General features: G+C 58.1%; 20 protein-coding genes and 1 pseudogene. 17 read left to right on the top strand and 4 right to left on the bottom strand.

Annotated features, from left to right (window positions below; all coding sequences use genetic code 11):
• The first annotated feature begins 9 nt into the window (after window positions 1-9).
• From PMW67_RS05650 to PMW67_RS05635, 4 genes are read left to right on the top strand one after another with little or no spacing between them, the layout of a single operon-like run.
• Complete coding sequence (locus PMW67_RS05650) at window positions 10-801, top strand: hypothetical protein (protein ID WP_271739026.1); 792 nt, start codon at window positions 10-12, stop codon at window positions 799-801.
• Window positions 802-839: 38 nt separating this feature from the next.
• Window positions 840-1,637, top strand: a complete 798-nt coding sequence (locus tag PMW67_RS05645) for a hypothetical protein (protein ID WP_271739025.1) — start codon at window positions 840-842, stop codon at window positions 1,635-1,637.
• Window positions 1,638-1,666: 29 nt separating this feature from the next.
• Complete coding sequence (locus PMW67_RS05640; RefSeq protein WP_271739024.1) at window positions 1,667-2,278, top strand: ATP-binding cassette domain-containing protein; 612 nt, start codon at window positions 1,667-1,669, stop codon at window positions 2,276-2,278.
• 5 nt (window positions 2,279-2,283) lie between these two features.
• A complete protein-coding gene (locus PMW67_RS05635) occupies window positions 2,284-2,955 on the top strand; it encodes a DUF5028 domain-containing protein (protein WP_271739022.1) in 672 nt (223 codons plus the stop codon).
• Window positions 2,956-3,048: 93 nt separating this feature from the next.
• Here the strand turns inward: PMW67_RS05635 and PMW67_RS05630 are convergent, their stop codons facing one another.
• The gene (locus tag PMW67_RS05630; protein ID WP_271739020.1) at window positions 3,049-3,765 is read right to left on the bottom strand and encodes a hypothetical protein; all 717 of its coding nucleotides are present in this window, start codon (window positions 3,763-3,765) and stop codon (window positions 3,049-3,051) included.
• A 116-nt stretch (window positions 3,766-3,881) separates the two neighbouring features.
• On the opposite strand from PMW67_RS05630, the gene dnaX reads away from it, so the two are divergent.
• Both dnaX and PMW67_RS05620 read left to right on the top strand, forming a co-directional pair.
• Window positions 3,882-6,314 (top strand): DNA polymerase III subunit gamma/tau, encoded by a 2,433-nt coding sequence (dnaX, locus tag PMW67_RS05625; protein WP_271739018.1) that lies wholly within the window; start codon window positions 3,882-3,884, stop codon window positions 6,312-6,314.
• Between the two features lie 54 nt (window positions 6,315-6,368).
• The gene (locus tag PMW67_RS05620; RefSeq protein WP_089573259.1) at window positions 6,369-6,629 is read left to right on the top strand and encodes a hypothetical protein; all 261 of its coding nucleotides are present in this window, start codon (window positions 6,369-6,371) and stop codon (window positions 6,627-6,629) included.
• A 22-nt stretch (window positions 6,630-6,651) separates the two neighbouring features.
• Here the strand turns inward: PMW67_RS05620 and PMW67_RS05615 are convergent, their stop codons facing one another.
• Window positions 6,652-7,119, bottom strand: a complete 468-nt coding sequence (locus PMW67_RS05615) for a hypothetical protein (protein ID WP_089573258.1) — start codon at window positions 7,117-7,119, stop codon at window positions 6,652-6,654.
• Window positions 7,120-7,457: 338 nt separating this feature from the next.
• On the opposite strand from PMW67_RS05615, the gene PMW67_RS05610 reads away from it, so the two are divergent.
• From PMW67_RS05610 to PMW67_RS05585, 7 genes and pseudogenes are all read left to right on the top strand, one after another.
• Complete coding sequence (locus PMW67_RS05610; protein WP_006235174.1) at window positions 7,458-7,778, top strand: YbaB/EbfC family nucleoid-associated protein; 321 nt, start codon at window positions 7,458-7,460, stop codon at window positions 7,776-7,778.
• 13 nt (window positions 7,779-7,791) lie between these two features.
• Window positions 7,792-8,388 (top strand): recombination mediator RecR, encoded by a 597-nt coding sequence (recR, locus tag PMW67_RS05605; RefSeq protein WP_089573257.1) that lies wholly within the window; start codon window positions 7,792-7,794, stop codon window positions 8,386-8,388.
• A 245-nt stretch (window positions 8,389-8,633) separates the two neighbouring features.
• Complete coding sequence (locus tag PMW67_RS05600; RefSeq protein ID WP_117564927.1) at window positions 8,634-9,539, top strand: hypothetical protein; 906 nt, start codon at window positions 8,634-8,636, stop codon at window positions 9,537-9,539.
• On the top strand, window positions 9,536-11,380 hold the full coding sequence (locus PMW67_RS05595; RefSeq protein WP_117736772.1) for a serine/threonine protein kinase: 1,845 nt from the start codon (window positions 9,536-9,538) through the stop codon (window positions 11,378-11,380). The genes PMW67_RS05600 and PMW67_RS05595 overlap by 4 nt, the downstream gene beginning before the upstream one ends.
• 3 nt (window positions 11,381-11,383) lie before the next feature.
• On the top strand, window positions 11,384-12,322 hold the full coding sequence (locus tag PMW67_RS05590) for an FHA domain-containing protein (RefSeq protein ID WP_117584186.1): 939 nt from the start codon (window positions 11,384-11,386) through the stop codon (window positions 12,320-12,322).
• A gap of 324 nt (window positions 12,323-12,646) precedes the next feature.
• Window positions 12,647-12,916, top strand: a pseudogene (locus PMW67_RS09775) (methyltransferase); the annotation flags it as partial.
• Window positions 12,917-13,611: 695 nt separating this feature from the next.
• Entirely contained in the window at window positions 13,612-15,240 is a 1,629-nt protein-coding gene (locus PMW67_RS05585) for an ATP-binding cassette domain-containing protein (RefSeq protein ID WP_271739017.1), read from the top strand.
• A 1,096-nt stretch (window positions 15,241-16,336) separates the two neighbouring features.
• Here the strand turns inward: PMW67_RS05585 and PMW67_RS05580 are convergent.
• Together PMW67_RS05580 and PMW67_RS05575 are read right to left on the bottom strand one after the other, a co-directional pair.
• Window positions 16,337-16,540, bottom strand: coding sequence for a hypothetical protein (locus tag PMW67_RS05580; protein WP_147357148.1), 204 nt, complete (start codon window positions 16,538-16,540; stop codon window positions 16,337-16,339).
• 169 nt (window positions 16,541-16,709) lie between these two features.
• Window positions 16,710-18,068, bottom strand: coding sequence for a radical SAM/SPASM domain-containing protein (locus tag PMW67_RS05575; protein ID WP_082421808.1), 1,359 nt, complete (start codon window positions 18,066-18,068; stop codon window positions 16,710-16,712).
• Between the two features lie 516 nt (window positions 18,069-18,584).
• Here PMW67_RS05575 and PMW67_RS05570 point away from each other — a divergent pair.
• The 4 genes from PMW67_RS05570 to PMW67_RS05555 all read left to right on the top strand — a co-directional run bounded on the left by PMW67_RS05570 (window position 18,585) and on the right by PMW67_RS05555 (window position 24,544).
• Window positions 18,585-19,067: an FHA domain-containing protein gene (locus tag PMW67_RS05570; protein WP_271739015.1), complete on the top strand. Its 483-nt coding sequence runs from the start codon at window positions 18,585-18,587 to the stop codon at window positions 19,065-19,067.
• 451 nt (window positions 19,068-19,518) lie between these two features.
• Window positions 19,519-23,058, top strand: coding sequence for a pyruvate:ferredoxin (flavodoxin) oxidoreductase (nifJ, locus tag PMW67_RS05565; protein ID WP_271739014.1), 3,540 nt, complete (start codon window positions 19,519-19,521; stop codon window positions 23,056-23,058).
• A 122-nt stretch (window positions 23,059-23,180) separates the two neighbouring features.
• The gene (locus PMW67_RS05560) at window positions 23,181-23,696 is read left to right on the top strand and encodes a helix-turn-helix domain-containing protein (RefSeq protein ID WP_271739013.1); all 516 of its coding nucleotides are present in this window, start codon (window positions 23,181-23,183) and stop codon (window positions 23,694-23,696) included.
• Window positions 23,639-24,544 (top strand): IS3 family transposase, encoded by a 906-nt coding sequence (locus PMW67_RS05555; RefSeq protein WP_233504648.1) that lies wholly within the window; start codon window positions 23,639-23,641, stop codon window positions 24,542-24,544. Before PMW67_RS05560 ends, PMW67_RS05555 begins: the two co-directional genes overlap by 58 nt.
• The last annotated feature ends 340 nt before the right edge of the window (window positions 24,545-24,884 follow it).

Genomic DNA, 24,884 nt, shown 5'->3' with positions numbered 1-24,884 from the left:
GCAATTTCGATGGCAGCTGCCATCGAGGCATGGTGGACGCTCGAGACTGAACGCAAACAGCTGCTATCTTTTGGCTACGGCATTGGTCTGCAGTCTCAGACATACCTCGGCCAAACGCGTGAAAGTAGCTTTGGTAACTGGATTGTTGTGGGTGCGAACGCGCCGTTGCTAGCGTCGGTGTTTTTCTATGCGCTGCCGTTGCTTGCCATGTTGGCCGGGTCGTGGTCATGCCTGTCCGAGCGTTTGAGCGGTTACGAGGCACAGATCTGCACGCGTGTTTCTAGAAATGCGTACGTGAACGTGAAGATGCTGTCTGCTTTCCTCTCTGCGTTTGCGGTCACGGCTATTCCGCTACTCGTGAACTTTCTGATTGTCTCCATGCTGTTTCCCGCGTATCTCCCCCGGGTCGATGAATCGACTTACGTCGGACTCTATCTGCATAGCTATTTTTCTGGTCTGTTTTATTCCCGGCCTCTGTTATACGTGCTGGTTTATACGCTGTTCGATGCGGTGACGCTGGGGGTTCTATCCATGGCCGTGACCGGTCTGTCGGTTGTGTTTCGCAGCAGAATCAAGGCGATGGTCGTTCCATATCTGATTATGGTTGCATGGCACTTTGTTAACGATTGGATTTTTAGCGTCCTTTCATGCGTCGGCTTTAACTGCAACATTCTTAACAGCATCAGGTCGGAATCGCTAAATAACTGGCCCGACATCCGAGCGGGGGTTGCGGAAATCATCTTGCTGTTCGTCTTTTCTTTGGTTTCCGCGAGATTCTTAAAAAGGCGCGAGGTGGTCTGATGCTGTTTAGGCTGGTCGCCGCGGACCTGAGGACCGTTTTGAAGAAGAACATCATTACTTATATTGCGATCGCGGCAGTGACCGTTGCGAACTTGGTGTACGCCTACGGATTGTCTTCTGTGTATGGGGTTCGGACGGATACCTTGGGGTTTGCGGATAATCTTGCGCTCGTGTTTGCCGGATCTGCTCCGTTTGAGCCTAGGCCCGGGGTCATGTTTGTGCCTCCGCTAGGATGGCTTTTTCTCATTCTGCTTATTCTCTATACAACACTCGATTATCCGACCGAATCGTTGCACGGGTTTGGTTTGCAAGCGCTTGTTCGATGCCGGGCAAGAATCCTTTGGTGGGTCTCGCGTTTTATCTTGGTGGCGGCGGTAACGGCATTTTCGCTGCTCGTGGTGGTTTGCTCTGTTGTGATTTGGAGCTTGGTGGTGAGCTCCTCGTTCAGCGCGGTCGTCCATGGTGAGTCGCTTCAGCTGGCTAATTTGGCGCCGTGGTTTCTCAAAGCTGCCGAGGCGGATGCGCTGCCGTTTTTCGTAGGACTCTTTTTTGCTTTCGAGGCGCTTGCGTTTGCGCAGGCAGTGATTGGCTTTGTACTTGGGCCGTCGGTCTCGTTTGTGGTTTTAACGAGCTACCTGATCTGCTCGGCATATGCGCGACATTGGGCGCTATTGGGTAACGCCTTGATGCTGTTGCGCTGGGGCGGAATTGTCAAAGAGGGAATCGCGGCGGGCTCGAGTGGCTTGTTTTCAATTGTGATTATGTCGTTATGCCTATCGTTGGGTGGACTGTGGTTTCGAAGGGCCGACCTTATAGAAAAGGGGGACAAGATATGAGCGTGATCGTTAGGGACGTATCGAAGCGCATGGGCAAAAACGATGTTCTGCGCAACGTGTCCATCGAGGTTGACCCTGGGACTGTGGTCGGACTTCAGGGGATAAACGGTTCGGGTAAGACCATGCTTATGCGAGCGGTCTGCGGATTGATCAAGCCTACCGAAGGCGAAATCTCTATCGATGGCCAAAGGCTTGGGGCGGACATCTCGTTCCCGCCGAGTCTGGGAATGTTGATCGAGGCTCCTTCCTTTTTGGGATATCTGTCTGGCTACGACAATCTGGAGCTCATCGCTCAGATCAAGGGCGTTGCCACTCCCGAGGACATTCGCTCTGCCCTGCGGCTCGTGGGGCTCGATGCAGACGAAAAAAAGAAGTTCCGAGCATATTCGCTTGGGATGAAGCAACGTCTGGGGATAGCTGCGGCAATTATGGAAAAGCCGAAGCTACTTGTTCTCGATGAGCCAACAAATGCCCTCGACGAAGCGGGCGTTGGAATGCTCAAGCGCGTTGTGGCGATGGCGGCCTCAACGGGTCGCGAGGTTATTCTGTCCAGCCATGACGGAGAGGTGCTCGAGGAGCTGGCCGATCGGGTTTACTGCATGCGCGACGGTGCCGTTGTGAAAGTTCGGGAAAGGTCGTGAGCGCGATGAAGAAGGCCCTGTGGACGAGAAGGGCGGTGCTCGCTCTTTTCGGCTGTGCTGCTACCGGCCTTGCGGGCATGAGGGTGAGCGTCGTTAACGGGAACCGGACGGTCATTCCTGAGAAATATTATGCGGAGGGCGAATGGCTCTCGATGGATGGGGCGTTTCTGGGTTCGAAGGATGTGGCGACTGACGGGTATTCGTTTTGTATAGACGGGGCGGAGCTGCTCACGCCGCGCGAGTATCTCAAGCGTGCGCATGATGATTATTCAAAATATGGCATCGTGGATACGAAAACGAAATTGAAGGACGCCGACACCACATGTGTTATCGCCGTAAAGATGCGTGTCAGGAATAAGGACAATGTCGAAGGCGGCATCAAGACGTATGCTTGGCATTTGGTACCGGAGCACGCGCCAAACTATGACTTTGTGGTCAATACCGATCTGATAACGCAGGCAATGCCGGTCCTGGGCGGTTCTGCTGCGTTTGCTGTACAGGTTGGGGCGGAGAACGAGTTGCTCGTCCCATTCATGATGCAAAACACCAACGACTATTTCGAAGGTTACGAGACCGTTCGTTTTGAGAAAGCATTTCCCGGGACTTACACGATGAAGATGACCGATCTGCCGGAGCGAAGGCTCTTAAGGTTTGAAGTGAAGCAGTTCGAGAGTTAGGCAAAACGGGTCCATCGGCGGTACGCGCGCCCGATTCCAGGCGCCCCGGCCCGGAATCGGGCGCGGGACGAGGCGCCTTCGGTGTCGGCCGGCCTACCGCTTCTTCTTGTTCTTCTTCTGCTTGCGCTGCTTGCCCTTGGTCTCCTGGGGCTTGTCGCCCTGCTTGGCCTCGGCTGCAGCCTTCTCGGCCTTCATTTTCTTCTTCTTGGTCTCGATGCGGAGTTTTTTGTTGATACGGGCCTTGAGGAAGGAGCCAAACTGCTCGGCATCGCCACGGACGAAGGTGTCCTTGGGGATCGTCACGCCCTGGTCGGCGAACATGGCCACAAAGATGCGCTCGCCGTCGAGCACGTGGTCGAGCTTCTCAAACGGGAAGAACTGCGACTTGCCGCTCTTGCCCCAAACCATCAGGCCGTCCTCGTTGGCGGCGACGCGGCGATAGCGGCCGCCCATGGACTCGTCGGCCTCGACGGCGTCGATAAAGTCGCGGGCGAGCGTGTGGTGAAGGTTCTTGCTCCACCAGGCCAAAAAGGCGCCGAATACGATCAGCACGACGCCAAACTTGATCCAGTTGCCGCCGGCCACCAGCATGCCGATGCCGATGAGCGCGGCAATTGCCGCGGCGACATACAGCGAGCCGCGACGCCTGGGCGAGGCGACCAGGCGGGCGAAGTCGGTGACGAGGTCGTTTTCGTACTGATACTCGTTGAGGTACAGAATGCCGTCATCGGCCGCGGCCTGCGCCTCGAGCGCGACCTCGACCTGGTCGGCTGCTTCGGAGGGAATGAGGTTGCTCTCTGCGTCTGCCATGCTCTTTGGACTCCTATCGCGGCGGACTCGCCGTACGGGTTATTATGGAATGCAGTATGCCGTGCGACCGCATGGCCGCCGCGGCAACAAGACTCAGTATACCCGGGGGAGCACCCATGGAATCGTTGTACCGAAAGTATCGCCCGCTCACCTTCGACTCCGTGGTGGGCCAGCAGCATATCGTCTCGACGCTCGAGCACGCCATCACCGAGGGGCGCCTGTCCCACGCCTACCTGTTCTGCGGACCGCGCGGCACGGGCAAGACCACCATGGCGCGCATTCTGGCCAAGGCGCTGCTGTGCCGCAATGCCGAGGCGGCGCGCGCCGAGGGTGCAAGCGGCTGCATGCCCGACGGTGCTTGCGAGGAGTGCGAGCTCATTGCCGAGGGCAACCACCCCGATGTCTACGAGCTCGATGCCGCAAGCCGTACCGGCGTGGACAACGTGCGCGAGGAGATCATCAACTCCGTCAACTTTGCCCCGGTGCGCGGCAAGTACAAGATCTATATCATCGACGAGGTCCACATGCTCACGACGGCGGCGTTCAACGCGCTGCTCAAGACGCTTGAGGAGCCGCCGGCACACGTGATCTTTGTGCTGTGCACCACCGACCCGCAAAAGATTCTGGAGACCATCCTCTCACGCTGCCAGCGTTTCGATTTCCATCGCATCGGCAACGAGGATATTGCGCATCGACTGTCCTACGTGTGCGAGCAGGAGGGATTCGATTACGACGACGAGGCGCTCGCCATCGTGGCGCGCCATGCAAAGGGCGGCATGCGCGACGCGTTGTCCACGCTGGAACAGCTGAGCGTTTTTGGCAACGGCGCTGTGCATGCGGACGATGCCCGCTCGCTTTTGGGCGAGGTTTCGGACCAGATTCTGGGCGAGTTTTCCCGCGCCATTGCCGATCGTGATGTTGCCGAGCTCTATGGACTGATCCGTGCGCAGGTCGAGGAAGGAAACGACCTGCTGGAGCTGACGCGCGACCTGGTAGCGCATGTGCGTGACGTGTACGTTGCCTGCGTTGCCGGTGCCCGTGCCGAGCTGTTTGAGGGCGGCTCCGAGCAGGCCGAGGCGCTTGCTGCCGAGGCCGCTGCCTTTGGCGAGCATCCTGCCGACCGCCTGGCCCGCGTGCTGACGGTGCTCGACGATGCCGCACTGGAGATGAGGGGCGCGAGCGACGTGCGCCTGGTGCTCGAGATTGCCTGTACGCGTCTGGTACGTCCCGAGGCTGATTTAACGATTGAGGCATTGGCCGAGCGCGTGGCACGCCTGGAGGCCATGGTTGCCAATGCCGCGGTGCCGGCGAGCGTGGCTGCTGCTCAGGCCGCCGCGCCTGCAGCATCCGTACCCGCTGCTGCCCAACAGCCGACGCTCATTTCGGGCGCTCGTGCTGCCGCTCCGGCGGCATCCGCTGCCCCCGCTGCTACGTCCGCGCGCCAGGGCGGTATGCCTTGGGACCGTGGTGCTGCTGTTCCGGCTGCTCAGCCTGCGCCGACTCCGACGCCTCAGCCCGTTGCGGCCCCCGCGCCTGCCACCGCTCCGGCACCTAAGCCCCAGTCCAACAACGCCGCCCAGGTTGCCGCCGCCGGTGCTGCCGAGACCTCCGCGGTCGAGGACGCCGGAGAGCTGCAGCGCAAATGGGCCGAGGTTGTCGAGCGTGTCAAGGCGCGTCAGGCTTCCTACGCAGGGCTTTTGCTCAACGCCCGCGCCACGGCCGACGACGGCTCCAAGCTCAGGGTCTCGTTCCCCGCGGGTTCGACTTTTGCCATTAAGATGCTCGGTCGCGCCGATACGCAGTCGGTGGTCCTGCCGACGGTCTGCGCGGTCTTCGGTCGTCGTACCGTCGACTATGTCCTGGGTGGGGGTGGCACGCCGGCTCCTCAACATGAGGAGCATTCTCCATCTGCACGGGCTGCGGCATCTGCGGACCCGCAACCCGTGTCCTCGGCGGCCCCTGTATCCTCGAGCGCCAGCGCGCCGCAGCAGCAAGCGGCGCCGGTAGCGGCATCGACCCCGTCGGCGCCTAAGCCCGCGGCACCCAAACCGGCTGCTCCGACACCCGCGCCCAAGCCCGTCTCGCCCGCGCCCAAGTCGTCTGACCTGGGCAAAGCCCCCTGGCTACGCTCCGACAACCCCGCCGGCGCTCCTGCCACGGGTAAGCTCCCGACCGAGCCCGCACCCCGTGCGCCCGAGCGCTCGGCTGCCCCGAAGGCTCAGCCTGTCGCGCAGTCCGCGCCGTGGGAATCCGAGCAGGTGCCCTACGACGACGCCATGGTCGGCGGCTTCGCTGGCGATGCGAGCGGGGACGATCTGCCTCCGTTCGACGTGCCGGGTGCGACGCCCGCGCCCAAGCCCGCTGCGGAGGCACCCGCGGCCCCCGCAAGCGACGACGCCCCCGCGGCTCCCTGGGAGTCCAACCCCGGTGCGGGCAGCCCCTTCGGCCATCAGGGCGCAGCCCCGAGCATCCCGCAGACCGAGGACGAGGCCAAAGACCTCATCCGCAGCGTCTTCGGTCAGGCCACCATCTTCAAGCCGGTGGAGTAGCTGTACGGGCGGGTATACTGCTCAGGAAGAGACTTCTTTGAACGGAGCGAGCTTATGATGTGGGAATATGTCCGCCTCGAGGACGATACGCAAGTTTCGTATTCCGAAGTCCGTGAGGACAACACAGTGAAGGTCGTTGTGGAGCGCCCGCGCGATTGGGGTTTTGACGCGGCGGAGTGTATCTTGCCGGCATTCAATTGGGTGTCACATGAGGGCTTTAGCGAAGCGGACCTCAAAGAACTCGATGATTTCGTGCGTAACAATGCCCCGCTCATCCTGCGTTTTGCCTACGAAGGCGGACGAGTCTATGCCTAGTCTCTTCCGACTCGGCCATATATCACTTTCTTTTGTCCGGGCGCATCTGTATTTCGGACATGTGTAGTGTGGTGCCGCGTATATCGCATTCGAGCAGACAAGCGCGTGACGGTCGGCCTAGGATGCTGAGGTCGATACGATACGTCGCATGGCCGTCCGTGTACTCGACTTGCTCGGCGTTGACGGTTGCTCCGATTGTAAATAAAGAGCCCAGTTCGGCATCGACAATCTTGGAGTCCTTTATCTTGACCTTGAACTCTTGGTAGAGGGACGGGCTGTTGTAGTAAATGGTTCGGGTTCCGTCGGTGCATTCATCGGTCGTCTCCCATTTGACGACGGGCTGGTCCGAGCTGGCTATCAGCAGTTCTGCTCCAAAAGCTATGGCATGGGTGATGACAACCAGCAATGCCCAGCCGACAAAGAGATAGAGAACCACATATGCAACGGGGTGTTTTGAGCGGATGTTTTGGAGCGCGTCGGGGGCATTCATGGGGCACCTCCAAATTGCAATCTATGACAATCAAATTATACCCTGCCGCCATGTGCTCCGCCTCGAGCAGCGGTTTGGCATTTAGCTATTTAGTGGCACACATGAAATGCCGGATTCGGCTCTACTAGATTGAGTATGCGATATTATGCAACCTTGCATAATTCGACCTTGCATAATCTTGGGCGTGCGTCACGCTCAAGGACATGTATATCGACTGAGGTAGCGTGTCCGCCCCGCTTGCTTGCCCCGCGCCGTGGTACGATTTTTGAGTTTGAAAGTCCCGTCGCGCTCCGGCTGCCCTTGCAGCTTGTCGCGCGGCCGCACGTAAAGGAGCCATCATGGCCGGTATGAACATGCAGCAAATGATGAAGCAGGCTCGCAAGATGCAGGAGCAGCTTGCCGCCGCGCAGGAAAACCTTAAGTCCCAGACCGTCGACGCCTCTGCCGGCGGCGGCATGGTCAAGGTGACCGTTAACGGCGAGATGGAGCTCGTCAACCTCACCATCGACCCCGATGCCCTCGATCCCGAGGACGTCGATATGCTGCAGGACATGATCATGGCTGCCGTCAACGAGGCCGTCCGCGGTGTCAACGAGCTCGCCAACAAGCAGATGGGCGCCATCACCGGCGGCCTCAACATCCCGGGCATGCCGTTCTAAGACACGCATATATATGAGTGCCAACCATAGTCTGCAAAAATTGCTCGATGAGCTGGGCCGTCTGCCGGGCATTGGTCCCAAGTCGGCCCAGCGCATCGCCTATTACCTGCTCGAGGCCGATGCCGAGGAGGCGCGCCGCCTGGCCGAGGCTATCCTGGAGGTTAAGCAGGAGGTTCACTTTTGCAGCCGCTGCTTTAACTACGCCACGGCCGACGAGTGCTCCATCTGCCAGGATTCGATGCGCGATACCACTCGCATTTGCGTGGTGGGCGAGCCGCGCGATGTCCAGGCGATTGAGCGCACGGGCAGCTACCACGGTCTCTACCACGTATTGGGCGGCGTGATCAGTCCCATGGACAAGATTGGTCCCGAGCAGTTGCACATTCGTGAGCTGCTGGCACGCTTGGGCCACGAGGACATCCACGAGGTCATCATCGCCACCAACCCCAATATCGAGGGCGAGACCACGGCGAGCTACCTGGCCCGCACTATCAAGCCGCTGGGCGTTGAGGTATCGCGTCTGGCGAGCGGCCTTCCCGTGGGCGGCGACCTGGAGTATGCCGACGAGCTTACGCTTGGGCGCGCCATCGAGGCCCGTCGCACGATTTAGGTGGCGAGCCTGCTCCTGCCGTATGTCTTCATCGCGACGCACGGGGTAGCCATAATTTCCCCGTGCGACTGTAAGTTTGTTGTGCAACAAAGATGCTTTGTATCCGCTTATCGCATGGATGCTTCCACTCGCATCCTTAATTTGCCCATTCGTTGCGCAGCCTTTTGGGTTCGCTGATACACTCAAATATGGATTCGAATGAATGCGCCGCTCCCGAGCGGCGTGTTTTTGTTGGAGGAGAACGCATGCGGCCCGGTGGCACTCAGACAAAGCGCGGCGCCGCGGTGCGCATGCGACGCCGACTGGGCTTGGCGCCGCGGGCGTACGCACTGCTGTCTTGCTCGCTGGTGCTGGTCATAGCTGGCGTTTCTGCCTATGGCATGACCGTGCCGTCCATGATGCAGGCACATGCCGCACGCGAACCGCGCGTGGGGCATGAGGTCAAAAGTGACCTGGGGACCACGACTGGATATGCTTGGGCAAGTGTGGTCGCGCATATTGTGTTTGGCACCGGCGACGCGGACGGCGCCGAGGCCCCGGACAACGAAGTCACGCTTGCCAATGGCAAAACCATCGTGCTCACCAACACCAAGATCATCGATCGGTTGTCCAACAATAGCGTGGCGGCAACGGTGAATAAGGTCGAGCAGCAGAAGGAGCAGGACGCCCAGCAGTCCGGAAAGCCCGGTAGCTCGGATACTTCTGGCTCCGGCTCGGATTCGTCGAGTTCGGGCGGTGGCTCTGGGTCGGGTTCCTCTGCCGGAGGGTCTGGAAACGGCGGCTCGACGGGCGGCAACACTGACAACGATGCAAACTCCGGTGGCCTTTCCGCTGCTGAGGAAGAGAGCATTCACAGCTGGCTTGTGACCAAGTACAACATGCTCGACGGCTATGTTTCTCGTGCCAATGACGTGGTCTCGACCTATAACTCTACGGGAGATCCCAGGCCGTGCGACAGCCTGGTCGGGGAGATGTTTGTCATTCGAGCCGAGTTCGGTCGTCAGACATTCTCGCCCCGGTCAAAGTGGTATCAGCAGTATGCCAATCTGTGGGGCTGTTACACCAACCTATGTCAATGGGTCGGCCATTACGGCGATGATGACGTCGCGCTCGGTAACTTCAACAATAACGTGGCGGCGCTTGCCCTATGATGACCGATCTTGCATCCACCACACCACAATCGCTCGGTCGCGATCCCATGGTCGGCCTGCGCCTGGCGCGTGTCGACGGGTTTGAGCCGGCCATTGCGCTCGGTCAGGACGAACTGCCTGCCTATCTGCGTCGTTTTACGATACTGTTTGCCGACGATGCCACCATGCGCCGTGGCGGTATCGGCCGCGTGACGCGTGCCGTCAACGCCCAAGGCGAGGCCGTGGCACTCAAGCAGCTCATCTTGCCAACGTGCGATGAGTTTGACGATGCCGCCGCCCATGAGGCGCTGGTCGCCAAGTTCAAAGCGGCGTTTCGCGAGGAATACGAATGCCATCGCGCCCTTTCGGGCCTTAAGGGCTTTCCCCGCCTCTATGGCTGGGGCGAGGTCGACGGTGTGCCTGCAATTGTCATGGAATGGGTCGAGGGCGAGACGCTCGCCCGCTTGCGCTCGCGCTTTGCCGTGGACGATGCCGGCCGCCTATCGCCGCTTGTGGCGGCGCGTCTGGGTCGCGACCTGTTCGATCTGCTCTGCCGTATGAGCCTGGTGGGCGAGGGCTTTGTCCATCGCGATATCTCGCCCGCTAATATTATGGTGCGTACGGCGCGTCTACCGCTTGACCGGCAGCTTGCCGAGGGCACCTTTGACCTGTGCCTGATCGACTTTGGCTCGTCGCTGGCGCTTGAGCCTGCGTCGGCCGTGGCCGGTACCGGCGGCAAGGCGTCGTTTACGGAGCGCTATGCCACGCTGCGTCGCGCGACGGTTGCCTATGCCCCGCCCGAGATGCTCACCGACGATATTCCCGACCTGCGCGCTTTGCGTATGTCGCCGGCGATCGACGTCTATGCCGCAGCAAGCACGGTTTACGAGCTCATTGCCGGCGCCGCGCCATACGAAGCCGCGCCGAGCACTTCGGGCACCTCGGGTTCGCGCAAAAAGACGCGCGACATCGCCAGCCCCTACCGTCTCAAGATGGACACGCTGCCCGACTATCCCATTGGTGCCCATGCGCCCGGTTGCGATTTGACTCAGCTGCTTCGTCGTGAGCCCGATGTGGCGCTCGCTGCGGCCGAGCAGGCCCAGCAGCTGGGGCTTGAGCCGGATTCCGAGGAGCTACGCGATGCGCTGGCGTTTGTCGATGCCCAGCTGTTCGACGTGGTGATGGCCTGTCTGTCCAGCCATCAAAAAGATCGTCCCGAGCCGGCGGCGGTCGAGGCGGCGCTCTCGGCGTTTTGTGACCACTATGCGCAAAATGTCGGTCGTTCGCTCCGCGGCGAGCCGCTCACGCCGTGCCCCATGGATGCGTCTGGCCGCGCGGTTCGTCGCGCGCTGATGGTCGGCGCGACGGTCGTCTGTGGCGTGGTTTGGGCTGTGGTCGTGGTTTCGGCCGCGCTGCTGGCGTCGGGCGCTCGCGTGACGGCGACTTTGGGATCGCTCGTGTGGTCTGGGTCGCTACCGGGTATTATTGCCGCACTGGCGTTGGCGCTGCCAGGCATAGCCGGCGTTGCCGCGGGGGCACTTGCGCGCGATCGGCGCTCGGGCTTCCTGCAGGGTGTGCTTGCGCTTTCTGCCTGCGAGGTTCCGGTGCTGGTTGTGGCTGCATGTAGCGTATTTTCCCAACGCGCCGTGATGGGCGGCCTTGTTGCCGCTCTGGTTGCAACCTATACGCTTACGTGGTTTTTGCTTGCGATGGGCTTTGCCTTTGAACTTCCCGTTTCGGCACCGCGACGCACAAAAGCCCAGATGGCGACTCCGCTTGCCGGTGGAGCCGCAGCTGTCCGTACTTTTGGCGGACCTGTCGAAGTATCGTCCGATTCTATTTCTACGACCAAGGAGGCCTAGGTCATGGCATCTCAAGTTGAGCTCACCCCATGCGGGGCCATGTTTGACATCTTTAAGCGCGCAGCGCATCTGAGCCATATCGAGCTGTGCGGCTTGGTGCTTTCGTCCCGTCCGCTCGCCGACGGCCGCAGCCCGCAGAGCCGAGCCGCCGATCGCTCTTGGGTTTCCCGCTTTATCGTTCGCGCGCCGGTCGGCACGCTTCAGCAGCGCTACTTTGCCGAATACGGTACCTCGGCTGCGCGTATTATGTCGCAACTGGCCCTGCGCCAGCGCAATCCCATGGACTCCACGGCTGTAATCAATATGGTGTGCGGTCCTGCAGGTGAACCGATGGTACGCGCGCTCGAAGAGTGCCACCAGGACACGAATCTCTATCGCAACGCGCTCGATCGCCTGTCCCAGGCGGCGGAACTCATGCCCGCCGAGCGCGCCGAGGTCGTGCTGGTGCTGTTTGTCGCCGTCGGTTGTTCGGCGGATGTGCGGTCCTCGGTGAACTATGCCATCGACTACGCGAACGCGACCTGCGGCGGAGGCACATCCACGCCGCGTTCGCTTGGCATGTCGCTGACTGCGGGCGAACGCGAACCCGCCCCGGCGCACCCTTTGGGCTTGCTGCGCGTGCAAAACAGTTTTGTCGTGAGCGCCCCGCGCTGGATTCAGCCGAGTGAGCAGGGTGTTGAGATTGGCGCGCTGGCCACTGGTGAGGGCGATATTACCGACGTCGGCGACGATGTCTCGGCCCGCCATGCCCATATCTGGTGCGATGCTCAAAATATCTGGCACGTCGAGGACTTGTCGTCCACCAACGGAACCGTGGTGGTAAACGGGGCCACGCGCGTTTGCATTCAGGTCGAGCCCGGCCGTTCCGCCCAGCTCAATCCCGGCGACGAGCTCAAGCTCGGCGAATCCACTACCTATGCCATCCTCTTCGGTGCCCTCTAGCCGGCAGTTAAGGACGTTCCTTTTCTGCCGGCACTTAGGGACACTCCTCGGCGCGCCAGAGCCGGTCGCCTGGGGATGGAGAGGCCATTTTGGCCCTTGGCGGTCAGTCGGGGCGAAACTAGAAGATCTTTCCGATTCGCGGCTGTTCATGCTTGTAGAGCATCTAAAACAATAGGATGTTATTCTGGAATATGCCGGGTGCGTGAACTTGCCTGTCTTAGCCTTAATAAGGTATAGGGGAGTTTGGCTCAGGGGTTCCGTGTTGTTCTTCAGCGCAGTATTGTGGGACAGATTTGCTGAGATTGGCGCCTTACACCGCAGAGCGCACGGAAGGCTCTCGATTTGTGTTCTGGCCCCAGAATACAGGGCCTGATACTTACCAACTGTGGCATGGATGTAACATCTGTAGAAATCAACCCTTTTGTTGTCGACCTTTGTAAGAAAAACACTGCCATCAACTCTTTGGATGACGAAACTAGGGTGCTTGAGGGGAGCCTTTACTCCCCTCTGAGAGATGACTCATGTTTTTCGCTTGTCGTTGTGAATCCTCCGTTACTGCCGATTCCGGATGAGATTCCTTATCCCTTCGTTTGAGATGGAGGACAATCGGGTCTGGATAAAACACTTCGTATTCTTAAGGGTGGCGATACGCATTTAGAGAAAAACGGTAAATACTGCTAATAGGGGTGACGACGATGGTGCAGGGGCGACCCGCGATGCTCTCATCAATACGTCGGATACTTGGGAAATCAGGTCTAGATGCATGTATGATGATGCTGTGTGGCTATTCAATTAATCCGCGTTCCGAATGGGTGCAGGGTATAGCTGCGACATCGTATGCTTTTGACCCGGCGCGATACTCAGTTATTTCTGAGGCGGTTGACGAAGTTTATACGCACTATGCCGCGCAAGGCGTTTCGGAAGTTTGCACATCTACGTTACGGGCTTAGGTTTCTTCAAGCGAGCAGGCCGGTTGCGTTATTTCGAGCGATTTTTCTAGTCTAGACGACAAAAGGCAAAGGATTTGATGGGTATAAAACGCGGACGTTTGTGGGCGGATGCTCAAATCTATTGTGGCAATCGGGCGGTTGAAAAAGATATTTTAACCGCCCGATTGCCAGGTTCGTCGGAGGAGATGTCCGATTCCGACTCTCTTGTAGGAAGAGCTTGAGATCGTATTGGCCCAAGGCAATCTTAAAGCAGTCTCATTGGCAAATCTTCGCTCCTGTTGTGTTGAGGTGTAAGGTATCAGTGATTGATGTTTTGTGGCGGGTAGATTGGGGCCTTCCTTGATTCGATGCGTTCTCTCGAGGTTCATCAGAGCAAAAGGGGCTTTCGTCTTCATTGCTATCACGGTGATTGGAACCGCTCTCTCCTATGCCATGCCATACGTGAACGGGAAATTCTTAGATTTTCTTCTCGGTAACCGCAGCGAAAGAGACGCCGTACTCTTCGCGCTCCTGGTTGCGTCAATAGGAGTTTTCTCCACCCTCTTTACTTATTTTGCAGGAACACTTTCCATTCGCATAACCACGAGACTTTCCTTTGATCTTCTCAGGGAGGCCGTCTTGCGTTTTGAAAGAGACGATTACTTGGTGAGTCGGACCATCGATCCAGCCTATACAACGCAACGGATTATTTCCGACTCCAGCGTGGTCTCATCCTTCGTTTTGGCGAATTTTATCAGTGCGCCGCTGTCCATTGTAGCCATTCCCATCGTATTGCTTATCATATGGTCAATTGATTCAACTCTCGCGGTGTTTTCCATCATTCTCCTCATCGTGTATTTCTGTGTAATTACTGGGTTGAGGAAACTTTTGTATAGGATCACGTATGAGAAGAAAGAGGCGGACAGCGCCTTTTACGCCGCAATTGCATCGCAGCTTAATCAGATTCTCAACATTCAACTGACATCTTCGTACGGCAAGAGCGAACAAGCGCTCGACGCTGGGTTTAAGAGCTATTTTCCCAAAGTTTTGCGCTCCGGAAAGCTATCATATTCTCTGACATCGCTCGATGGTCTTTTCGCAGCGTTGTTTCAAGCGGTGATACTTGTTGTTTCCGGAGTACGAATCATTAACGGAACTATGTCAATAGGCGAGTACACTATCATCGGTACATACTTCGCGGTTCTCTTTAAGACTTTGAAAAGTATGATGTCATTGTTCAAATCCTATCAAGATGCCAAAGCATCATGGGATAGGACGGCTATCGCGACGAGAGAAAAGGAGAGATCGGGGTGGAATCGGACCGATTTAGCTAAACTCGATGAAATAAATGACATTTCGGTATCTGATTTGGAATTCTCGGTTGCCCTTCCAGACGGATCTGTCCGAGAGGTCCTCGGCGGGTTTTCTTTCAAGTTTTCCGGTCCTGGTACATATTGCATAGTTGGGGAAAACGGAAGAGGCAAGACGTCACTTCTTTACTTGATGCTCGGGCTATACTCATCGAAAGGCAAAGTAAAATACAACGGCGTGCCAATCGAAGAATGCGACTTGGATTACATACGTGCGAGAGAGATATCGTGCTGCCCACAGTCGTGCTTCGCGCCGGACGAAACGGTGAAAGAGCTGTTAGAGTATTTCGACACGCCCTTTTCTTCCTATCACCGGGGTGTAGATGGCCTACTTTCGCTGGAAAACAGCGTGAAGGAGTTGCTCGGGAAACGTTGCTCCGCGCTTTCGGGCGGTGAGCTGCGCCGAGTGTACTTATGGTCGGCGATTTCACGCAAGTCGTCAGTTTTGGTACTCGACGAGCCCACGACTGGGTTAGACGCTGTAAGCCGCGCCGAGCTTGCGGCCTATGTTAAGCGCAACAAGCAAAGCCAGCTGATCATCGTTGTCTCTCACGATGACGAGATGGTCGGCGCGGTAGAAGGGGTAGTGGATTTAGGCAGCATGTACCAGGGTAAATGATGACAAGTGTAGTGCTACCCAACTGGCAGAGATAACAAAAAGGCGATGCAGATGCACGTAGCATTCAGGCGGTTCGGACTCGGTGCCTTCACGCCATCGCAACGCTTTCAGATATAGTTCTCGTTCTCTTACTAAAGGAAACTTTAGTCTACGTCATCTTGTCGAGACAGAGGTGAAGCGAAGTGTTGTCGCGACGTATCTTATTCCAGGTGGCTCAGTATCAGCGTGAGAATCGCACCAAAGTGTACTTACGATTCTCGTGTCCCACGGACAACATGAGCTGAGCATTGAGGTTCCACCCTTTGCTGCAACTACACGGGGTTGGACGGCAATGAATATGCCGGGCCGCATACCACGCGCAGCGGGGGTCCATGTCCCAGTATGTTGCCTACAGCAGCCTCGATGTCCACGCACACATCATCTCTGCCTTCGCGTTCAATCCATTTGCCGGAGAGTGCGAGGGTTGCCAGGCCGTAGAATTCGAGCCGAACAAATGAAATGCGGTATCAGCGCATAGGATTAAACTGACGATTGCTTTGCACTGAGAATACGCTTGGAAAGCCGCTATGGGTGGCGGCCCGGGTTAAATAGAGAAGCCCGTCCGATCACTTTCATGTGGCGAACGGTCGGGCTTCTTATTCCACTTGCCAATGCTCGGCTCATATTGGAAGAAAGCTACGCTAATGTTTGCGTGACACTCCTATTTTCTCCGAAGAAAGAGTCGGATAATGAAGAATAGAATTAAAAAAGGTGCCAGATATAACGCAAGTATAAAGGCTAATCCAACGAGACCTTGCAATAATGGCATAACTCCTCCCAGACACGAGATTTTGGTATTTGTTCCCATCTTATTCTGAATTGGACCAAATAGTTCCTAGCCACAAAACTACTCGTCAACTGGATCGCACCAATCTGCTGGCAAAACACAGCTTGATTCTTTATCGACATAGCACCAATCCGCAACAGGGCACTCGGCGATGTCGTAAAAATTGCATATATCAACTCCAAGACAACAAGGCTCAACGGGAGGATGTTCATTTGAACCAACAGGATGGATATGCTTCATAACAGCTCCTCACCTTAATCCAATTAGAGACTACGTTTGATCAATGCCACAGTGATCTACAACGCAGATGCTGCCGCCATCCATGTCATAGTCGCAGTAATCGTATGCACCACAGCCATCTGCTTTATCATAAACAGTACAGATGTCAGTAATGCCCAAGAGGCAGTCAAAAGACATCGGCTTCACGCCTGCCTCGTCGCCACTTCCTAGATTAATCGGATGAATATGCTTCACGACTACCTCCCTTTGAGTGCAGAAAAACCTCAATATTGTGTATAACAAACCAAGATGTCTAGTTCACCATATTTCTAGAATGGTTTCGGCGAACGTAGCAATAAGCTTCGCAGACGGTAATCAGAAGAACGAACACCTCCACAATGGTGACAGCAATGCGCTGAACCGCTTATTCCGATACAGTAGCTTCTCGTTGATTTTTCTCCTGCGAAGATGAGTGGCGGGAAATAAGGTCAAAAGCCATCTCGTAGCACATTTTTCTATATTCACATGATGCAGGGTGTAGACTCTTGGGCAAGTAGCCGTGCTCGTCTGCAGCCTCCCAGCTACAGCCCCCACCACAGAAAGACCGAGCCCAACAGTCCGTACAGTCAATTCTTTTTTCGACACCCTGACTCCAGTTTTCAATATACCTAGTTTCGTCAATTCCGGTGACGATGTTGCCCATTTTGAATCGCATCATCCCGACAAACCTGTGACAGGGGTATACGTCCCCTTCGGGAGTCACGGAAATAAAACGCCTGCCAGCCCCGCATCCGACAAAGGCGATCCTGTTGCTCATAATCAAATCAACTGCAGTTTTCAATGTTCTAAACAAGGGCTTTTCCCCTTGATCAATCTGTTTGAGATATTGATCCGCCAAATCTATTAGGCCCGCCCTGATTTTGTTTAATGAGTGTTCGTCGAGTTTGATATTCTCATCGAATGAGCTCACGGGCGAGAAGTAAATCCTTCTGAAGCCCATCTCTTTAAACTGAAGATAGTCTTCAACAAGGTTACAGTTATTATTTGTTAAGGTCGCTCTTGCGCCGAAGGGGAACGACTCGGAAAAACGACGAACGTTTTTGTCGATATCGGAGAAAGAGCCGCCTCCCGTCTTGTACGGGCGCGATGCATCGTGCTTGCATCCTGTACCATCGAGACTAATCAGAACAGAAAACCCGTGCTCCTTGAAAGAATTCACAGCAGTGTCATTCAAAAGCGTTCCGTTGGTCGTAATAGAATAGGTAAAGTTTCTATTGGGGTATATTCTTTTTGAATAGTCGACCGTTTTCCATATCAGCGGCTCGTTAATCATGGGTTCCCCACCAAAAAAGACGATCGCAAGCGTTTCGTTTTCCGATGAACTTGCGACGAGGTAGTCGACCGCCTTGAAGGCTATCTCGTCTGTCATCAGCAGAGGAGACGTTCCATAATCTCCTTTACCGGCAAAACAGTAACTACAACCAAGGTTGCATGCATGTGAAACGTGGAGTTCGATGGATCTAAGTTTTCGAGGCGTGTCTTTTGTTAAGAAAGTCCGCTCAGACAATCGTTGATACTCATCAATGTCGTCTTCAAGTTCTGCTATGGTCGTTTGGTCGTAGCCTTTCGCAGCAAGTGACTTTGTTAGCAACTTCGAGTTGACCGTTCTTCCCGATGCTTCAAATATGCGAAGCGCATCTTCTGATGCTTGGTCAACCTGAAAGCAATTGCGAGTGACCTCATCGAAGCAGTAACGACGATCACTTACTGAGAAAAAATGCATACGTTCCTCAATTTCATGCTGGACTGGCACTAACCTTGTTTATTGTTGCGCAGCTATAAAAAACCACCAGCGGGGATTCGGTGTGCGGCCCAATCGGACTCCCAAAAGGTTCTATTTGAGACTGGCAAGCTTTGTGTTGTTGGCACTTCGACAGCGCTCTTTATTCCAACATGGAGCCTCGCAGTTTGAGTCGACTTGCCTCTGGAAGGTCCGATCTTAACTTGATTTAGGATGAAAACAGATTACAGGCGCGCTCCTCTAGAAAGAAAGGAAACCAATCGCCGCCTTTCACCAGGAAAGTTTTTATAGCCCACCTCGAGCAAAATGAAAGATGCGAGAGCGATTGGGGAACAACGCGAATCTCCCCTTTTGGGTGGGAGCGAGCCTTCAGCCACCGGCGAACGACTCGCCCTGGTCAGAATCTGGAAGTGGTGCCGGGCCGCTTGGGCCTCCCCGGTGACTTCGTGGGGCTTACCTGCCTGACGTCGAGGAGTACATCCGCAAGATTCGTTCCCTATGCCGTTTGCTCTCACGCCCGCCTTAGTTCCAAGTCGGGCGAGCCGCCGCGCTCATGCGACCCGTGGCGGCGACACGTCGACGCCGCGCTCGCTGAGCACATCTTCGGTCGCGGGCGAGCACGAGGTCGCGCCGGCGCATCCGCTGGGACTGCTGTGCGTGCAAAACGGCTACGTGGTGAGCGCTCCGCGCTGGATTCAACCGAGCGAGGAGGGCGTCGAGATCGGCGCGCTGGCCACGGGGGAGGGCGACATCACCGACGTCGGCGACGATGTCTCGGCTCGCCATGCCCATATCTGGTGCGATGCTCAAAATGCCTGGCACGTCGAGGACCTGTCGTCAACCAACGGCACAGTGGTAGTAAACGGGGCCACGAGCGTCTGCACCCAGGTGGAGCCCGGCCGCTCCGCCCAGCTCAATCCCGGCGACGAACTCAAACTCGGCGAATCCACCACCTACGCCATCCTCCTCGGCGCCCTCTAGCCGGCAGACAGGGACGTTCCTTTTCTGCCGGCACCCCGGGACACTCCTTGGCACGCCGGGGCTGATCGCCTGGGGACGAAGGAATCATTTTGACCCTTGGCGGTCACCCGAGGTAAACCTTTACCGCCCACCTATATTTGCCGAAATATGGCTTGGCGGCGGGGTACAATAAACCCGCATGCGGATTTCCGTTGCGGGCGCTTCCCATCGCCGGGGCGTGCCCGGGAGCATCCGGTATGCGGCCTTTGCGGCGCCCGGTCATGTGCAAGACGGGCAGCTGGGCCTGTGGAGTGCGTGCAGCCCTCCTCGCCTCGGCATGCCTTCTCTCCACGCCATGTACCTGCTGCTCAGTCTGCCTGCCAGATGATTGGAAGCAACAGCGAAAATCCCATCACGCCAATATCCCGGCGATCGCCGGGGCCTGTATACCTATATGAGAGGAGAGGGGTATATGGCGCGTAAGTTTAAGTCTATGGACGGCAACGAGGCGGCCGCATATGTTTCGTATGCGTACACCGAGGTAGCGGGAATCTATCCCATTACGCCGTCCAGCCCGATGGCCGACCATGTCGACCAGTGGGCGGCCCAGGGTCGCAAGAACATCTTCGGCACCCCGGTCAAGGTCGTCGAGATGGAGTCCGAGGCGGGTGCAGCTGGTACTGTTCACGGTTCGCTGGGCGCCGGTGCTCTGACCACCACCTACACGGCTTCTCAGGGCCTGCTCCTGATGATCCCGAACATGTACAAGATCGCGGGCGAGCAGCTCCCGGGCGTCTTCCACGTCTCCGCGCGTTGCGTCGCTTCCCACGCCCTGAACATCTTTGGCGATCACTCCGACGTCATGGCTTGTCGTCAGACCGGCTTCGCCATGCTCGCTGAGGGCAACGTCCAGGAGGTCATGGACCTCTCGCCGGTGGCTCACCTTGCCGCCATCGAGGGCAAGACCCCGTTCCTTAACTTCTTCGACGGCTTCCGCACCAGCCACGAGATCCAGAAGGTCGCCATGTGGGACTACAAGGATCTGGCCGAGATGTGCGACATGGACGCCGTCCAGGCTTTCCGCGATCACGCGCTCAACCCTGAGCACCCGCACACCCGCGGTAGCCACGAGAACGGCGATATCTTCTTCCAGAACCGTGAGGCCTGCAACAAGGTCTACGACGAGCTTCCCGCCGTCGTCGAGGGCTACATGAAGAAGATCAACGAGAAGCTCGGCACCGATTACGGCCTGTTCAACTACTACGGCGCTCCCGATGCCGATCGCGTCGTCGTGTGCATGGGCTCCTTCTGCGACGTGCTTGAGGAAGTCATCGACTACCTCAACGCTCACGGCGAGAAGGTCGGCCTGGTCAAGGTTCGTCTGTTCCGTCCGTTCTCCATCAAGCACTTCGTCGACGTTCTCCCCGAGACCGTCCAGAAGATCGCCGTCATGGACCGTACCAAGGAGCCGGGTTCCATCGGCGAGCCGCTCTACCAGGACGTCGTCTCCGCTCTCTGCGAGGCCGGCAAGACGGGCATCAAGGTCGTCGGCGGCCGTTATGGCCTGGGCAGCAAGGACACGCCTCCCGCGTCCGCCTTTGCTGTCTTCGAGGAGCTCAAGAAGGACGAGCCCAAGCGCGAGTTCACCATCGGCATTGTCGATGACGTGACCAACCTGAGCCTGCCCGAGGCCGAGGATGCGCCCAACACCGCAGCCCCTGGCACCATCGAGTGCAAGTTCTGGGGTCTGGGTGGCGACGGTACCGTCGGCGCCAACAAGAACTCGATCAAGATCATCGGCGACCACACCGACAAGTACGTCCAGGCCTACTTCCAGTACGACTCCAAGAAGACCGGCGGCGTCACCGTCTCGCATCTGCGCTTTGGTGATTCCCCGATTCGTTCGCCGTACTACGTGACCAAGGCCGATTTTGTCGCCTGCCACAACCCCAGCTACATCGTTAAGGGCTTCAAGATGGTCCGCGACGTCAAGCCGGGCGGCACCTTCCTGGTCAACTGCCAGTGGAGCGACGAGGAGTTCGCCGAGCACATGCCCGCCGTGGCCAAGCGCTACATCGCGAACAACAACGTCAACGTCTACCTGATCGACGCTATCGACCTGGCCGCTAAGGTCGGCATGGGCAAGCGCACCAACACGGTGCTCCAGTCCGCCTTCTTCGCGCTGGCCAAGGTCCTGCCCGCCGAGGACGCCCTGCAGTACATGAAGGACGCGGCTACCAAGTCCTACATGAAGAAGGGCCAGGCTATCGTCGACGCCAACCACAAGGCCATCGATGCCGGCGCTACCGCTTTCCGTAAGTTCGAGGTTCCGGCCGACTGGGCTACCGCCGAGGACGCCGCTCCCGTCGAGCTCTCCGAGGAGACCAAGTCCGCCATCGCCCAGCAGGTCAAGAACCTGCTCGAGCCCATCGATCGCATGGATGGCGACAGCCTGCCCGTTTCCGCCTTTGTCGATTGCGCCGACGGCCAGTTTGAGCTGGGCGCCTCCGCATACGAGAAGCGCGGCGTCGCCGTGGTCGTTCCTCACTGGGACGAGACCAAGTGCATCCAGTGCAACCAGTGCGCCTATGTGTGCCCGCATGCCACCATCCGTCCGTTCGCGATGACCGAGGACGAAGCTGCCGCCGCGCCCGAGGCTACCCGCACGCTCGACGCCATGGGCCCCAAGGCCAAGGGCATGAAGTTCACCATGGCCGTGTCCCCGCTCGACTGCATGGGCTGCACCAACTGCGTCAAGGTCTGCCCCAAGGGCGCCCTCGAGATGGTTCCCACCGAGCAGGAGATGGACCAGCAGCCCGTTTGGGACTACATGGTCGAGAACGTCTCCGAGAAGAAGGAGCTCATCGCGGCCAACGTCAAGGGCAGCCAGTTTAAGCAGCCCTACCTGGAGTTCTCTGGCTCCTGCGCCGGCTGCGCCGAGACCGCCTATGCACGTCTGGTGACCCAGGTCGCCGGCGACCGCATGTTCATCTCCAACGCCACCGGCTGCTCCTCCATTTGGGGCAACCCCGCTGCCACCGCTCCTTACTGCAAGGACAAGGACGGCCACGGCCCGGCGTGGAACAACTCCCTGTTCGAGGACAATGCCGAGCACGGTCTGGGCATGGCCGTGGGCTATGAGGCTGTTCAGCACAAGCTGATTGCCGCTACCCAGGACATCATCGCCGCCGATGGTCCGTCCGACGAGCTCAAGGCTGCCGGCCAGGCTTGGATTGACTCCGTCAACGACGCCGAGGCCTCCAAGACCGCTGCCGCTGCCTACGTTGCCGAGCTCGAGAAGTGCGGCTGCGACGCTTCCAAGGCGATCCTCGCCGACAAGGCTTACCTCACCAAGAAGTCCTTCTGGATCTTCGGCGGCGACGGCTGGGCCTACGACATCGGCTTCGGTGGCCTGGACCACGTCCTGGCTTCCGGCCACAACGTCAACGTCTTCGTCTTCGACACCGAGGTTTACTCCAACACCGGTGGTCAGGCCTCCAAGGCCTCGAACTTGGGCCAGGTCGCTCAGTTCGCCGCCGCCGGTAAGGTGACCAAGAAGAAGTCTCTGGCCGAGATTGCCATGAGCTACGGCTACGTCTACGTGGCACAGGTTGCCATGGGCGCCAACCCGGCTCAGACCCTCAAGGCCATCCACGAGGCCGAGGCCTACGACGGCCCGTCCCTCATCATCGGCTACAGCCCCTGCGAGATGCACTCCATCAAGAAGGGCGGCATGCAGAACTGCCAGGCCGAGATGAAGAAGGCTGTCGAGTGCGGTTACTGGAACCTCTTCCGCTTCAACCCCGAGGCTGCTGCCGGCAAGAAGTTCTCGCTCGATTCCAAGGAGCCCGCGGGCGGTTATCAGGAGTTCCTGATGAACGAGGCCCGTTACGCTTCGCTGACGCGTTCCTTCCCCGAGCGCGCCGAGGAGCTCTTCAAGGAGAACGAGCAGGCCGCTATGGATCGCTATCAGCACCTGCTGAAGCTCAAGACGGTGTACAACGAGGCTTAGGTCTCCCACCGCAGGATCTGAGGGCTGACCTTCGCGGACGTCCTCGGACATGAAAGAACCCCCGCTGCGCACTACGTGAACTGCCTCCCATTTCTTGGACACAAGAAATGGGAGGCTTTTTTATGGCTGGAAACGCTTTGTACGACGTCGGGATGAGACTGCGAGCGGCAGAGCTGCACGACGGGGGGCACGGCCGCACGGCGATCGCGGCCCTTCTCGGGATGCCGGAGGAAACCGTGAGAGAATGGCTGTGCACCTACAGGTCTGCTGGTATCGAGGTTCTGGCCATGATGGGAAAGAAGCACACCGCCTATTCGTTCGAGACGAAGCTGGCCGCCGTCAGGGCGGTCGTCGACGATGGCATGACGAAGCCCGAGGCCATGGAGAAGTTCGGGATAGCCTCGCCAAGCCCTTTCAAGAAATGGCTGAAGGCGTACAGGGAGGAGGGCCCGGAGGCGCTCAGGCCAAAGCCCAGGGGGAGGCCGAGGGGGTCCGGCTCCCCGTCCGGGGAGACGACGCGCGAGCAGGAGCTCGAGCGCAGGATCAAGAGGCTCGAGGCGGAGAACGCCTACCTAAAAAAATCGATCGCCCTGAAGGCGGAGAAACGCTCTCGAACGGCGAGAAGGCCGCGGTCGTGAGCGGGCTTTCAGGGCAATACCCCCTCGCCGACCTGCTCGAGTGCGCCGGCCTGGCGAGGTCGAGCTACTACTACGCGCTGTCGCACCCGAAGGCTCCCACCAGGCCCGAGCTCTGGGAGGCCGCCGCCGAGATATTCTCGCGCACCGCCAACGGGTGCGGCCACAGGCAGATCGCCATGTGCCTGCGCGCCGAGCAGGGCGTGCGCATAGCCGACAAGACGACGCTGAAGATGATGCGCGAGATGGGCATCAGCTGCGGGATCCGCCGCGAGACCGACTACCACAGGTACAACTCGTACAGGGGCAAGGTCGGAAAGACCTTCGAGAACGTCATCGGCAGGGACTTCGCCGCCGACGGGCCGTGGGAGAAGATGGGCACCGACGTCACCGAGTTCAAGCAGCCCTGGGGCAAGGCCTACTTCGCGCCGGTCTACGATTTCGGCAGCAAGGAGATCGTCGCCTGGTCCACGTCGCTGCATCCCAACATGGCCCAGCAGCACGAGCTGCTCGACCAGCTCGTGTCCAAGATGCCCGAGGGCTCCAGGCCGGTCCTGCACTCGGACATGGGCTGGCAGTACCAGCAGGCCGGGTGGTGCAAGCGGCTGGAGGAGGCCGGCGTGGTGCAGAGCATGTCCCGGAAGGGCAACTGCATCGACAACGGCGCGACGGAGCAGGTGTTCGGCCATATGAAGGACGAGTTCTTTCGCGGAAGAAAATGGCCTTGCTTCGAAGACTTCAAGAGAGACCTGGACGAATACATCATCCATTGGAACACGAGAAGGAGGCAGGTTAAACTGAAGGGACTGACCCCGGAGGAATTCCGGAATCAGTCCCTATGTGCGGCGTAGGCCGCTTATTAGCCCGTCCAAGAATTGGGGCGCAGTTCAGTGTGCAGCGGGGGTTCTTTCATGTCCGAGGACGTCCGCGAAGGTCAGCCCTCAGATCCTGCTACGACTACGTCCTCGGATTGTGGGGCTGAATGAAGGACGTGGCTGTGGGGGTGCCTTGTCCCGGTCGCTGTTTCGCGGCGTGGCCGCGAAACCACGCGCCACTTTGGGCATGGAGGGCTAGCTGATTGTGGCCTTCTGCTGCCCCAGTGCTGTTTCGCGCTTTGCGCGAAACATCGCAGCACTTTGGGCATAGTGGGGGAGTTGGTTGTCGCTGCCTTCTATCCCCTTGCTGTTTCGC

This window comes from Collinsella aerofaciens (assembly GCF_028209395.1).
In the GTDB taxonomy this organism is placed as follows: Bacteria; Actinomycetota; Coriobacteriia; order Coriobacteriales; family Coriobacteriaceae; genus Collinsella; species Collinsella aerofaciens_AZ.
Note: the sequence above shows the minus strand (reverse complement) of the source record. Positions and strands in the feature narration are given on the sequence as shown.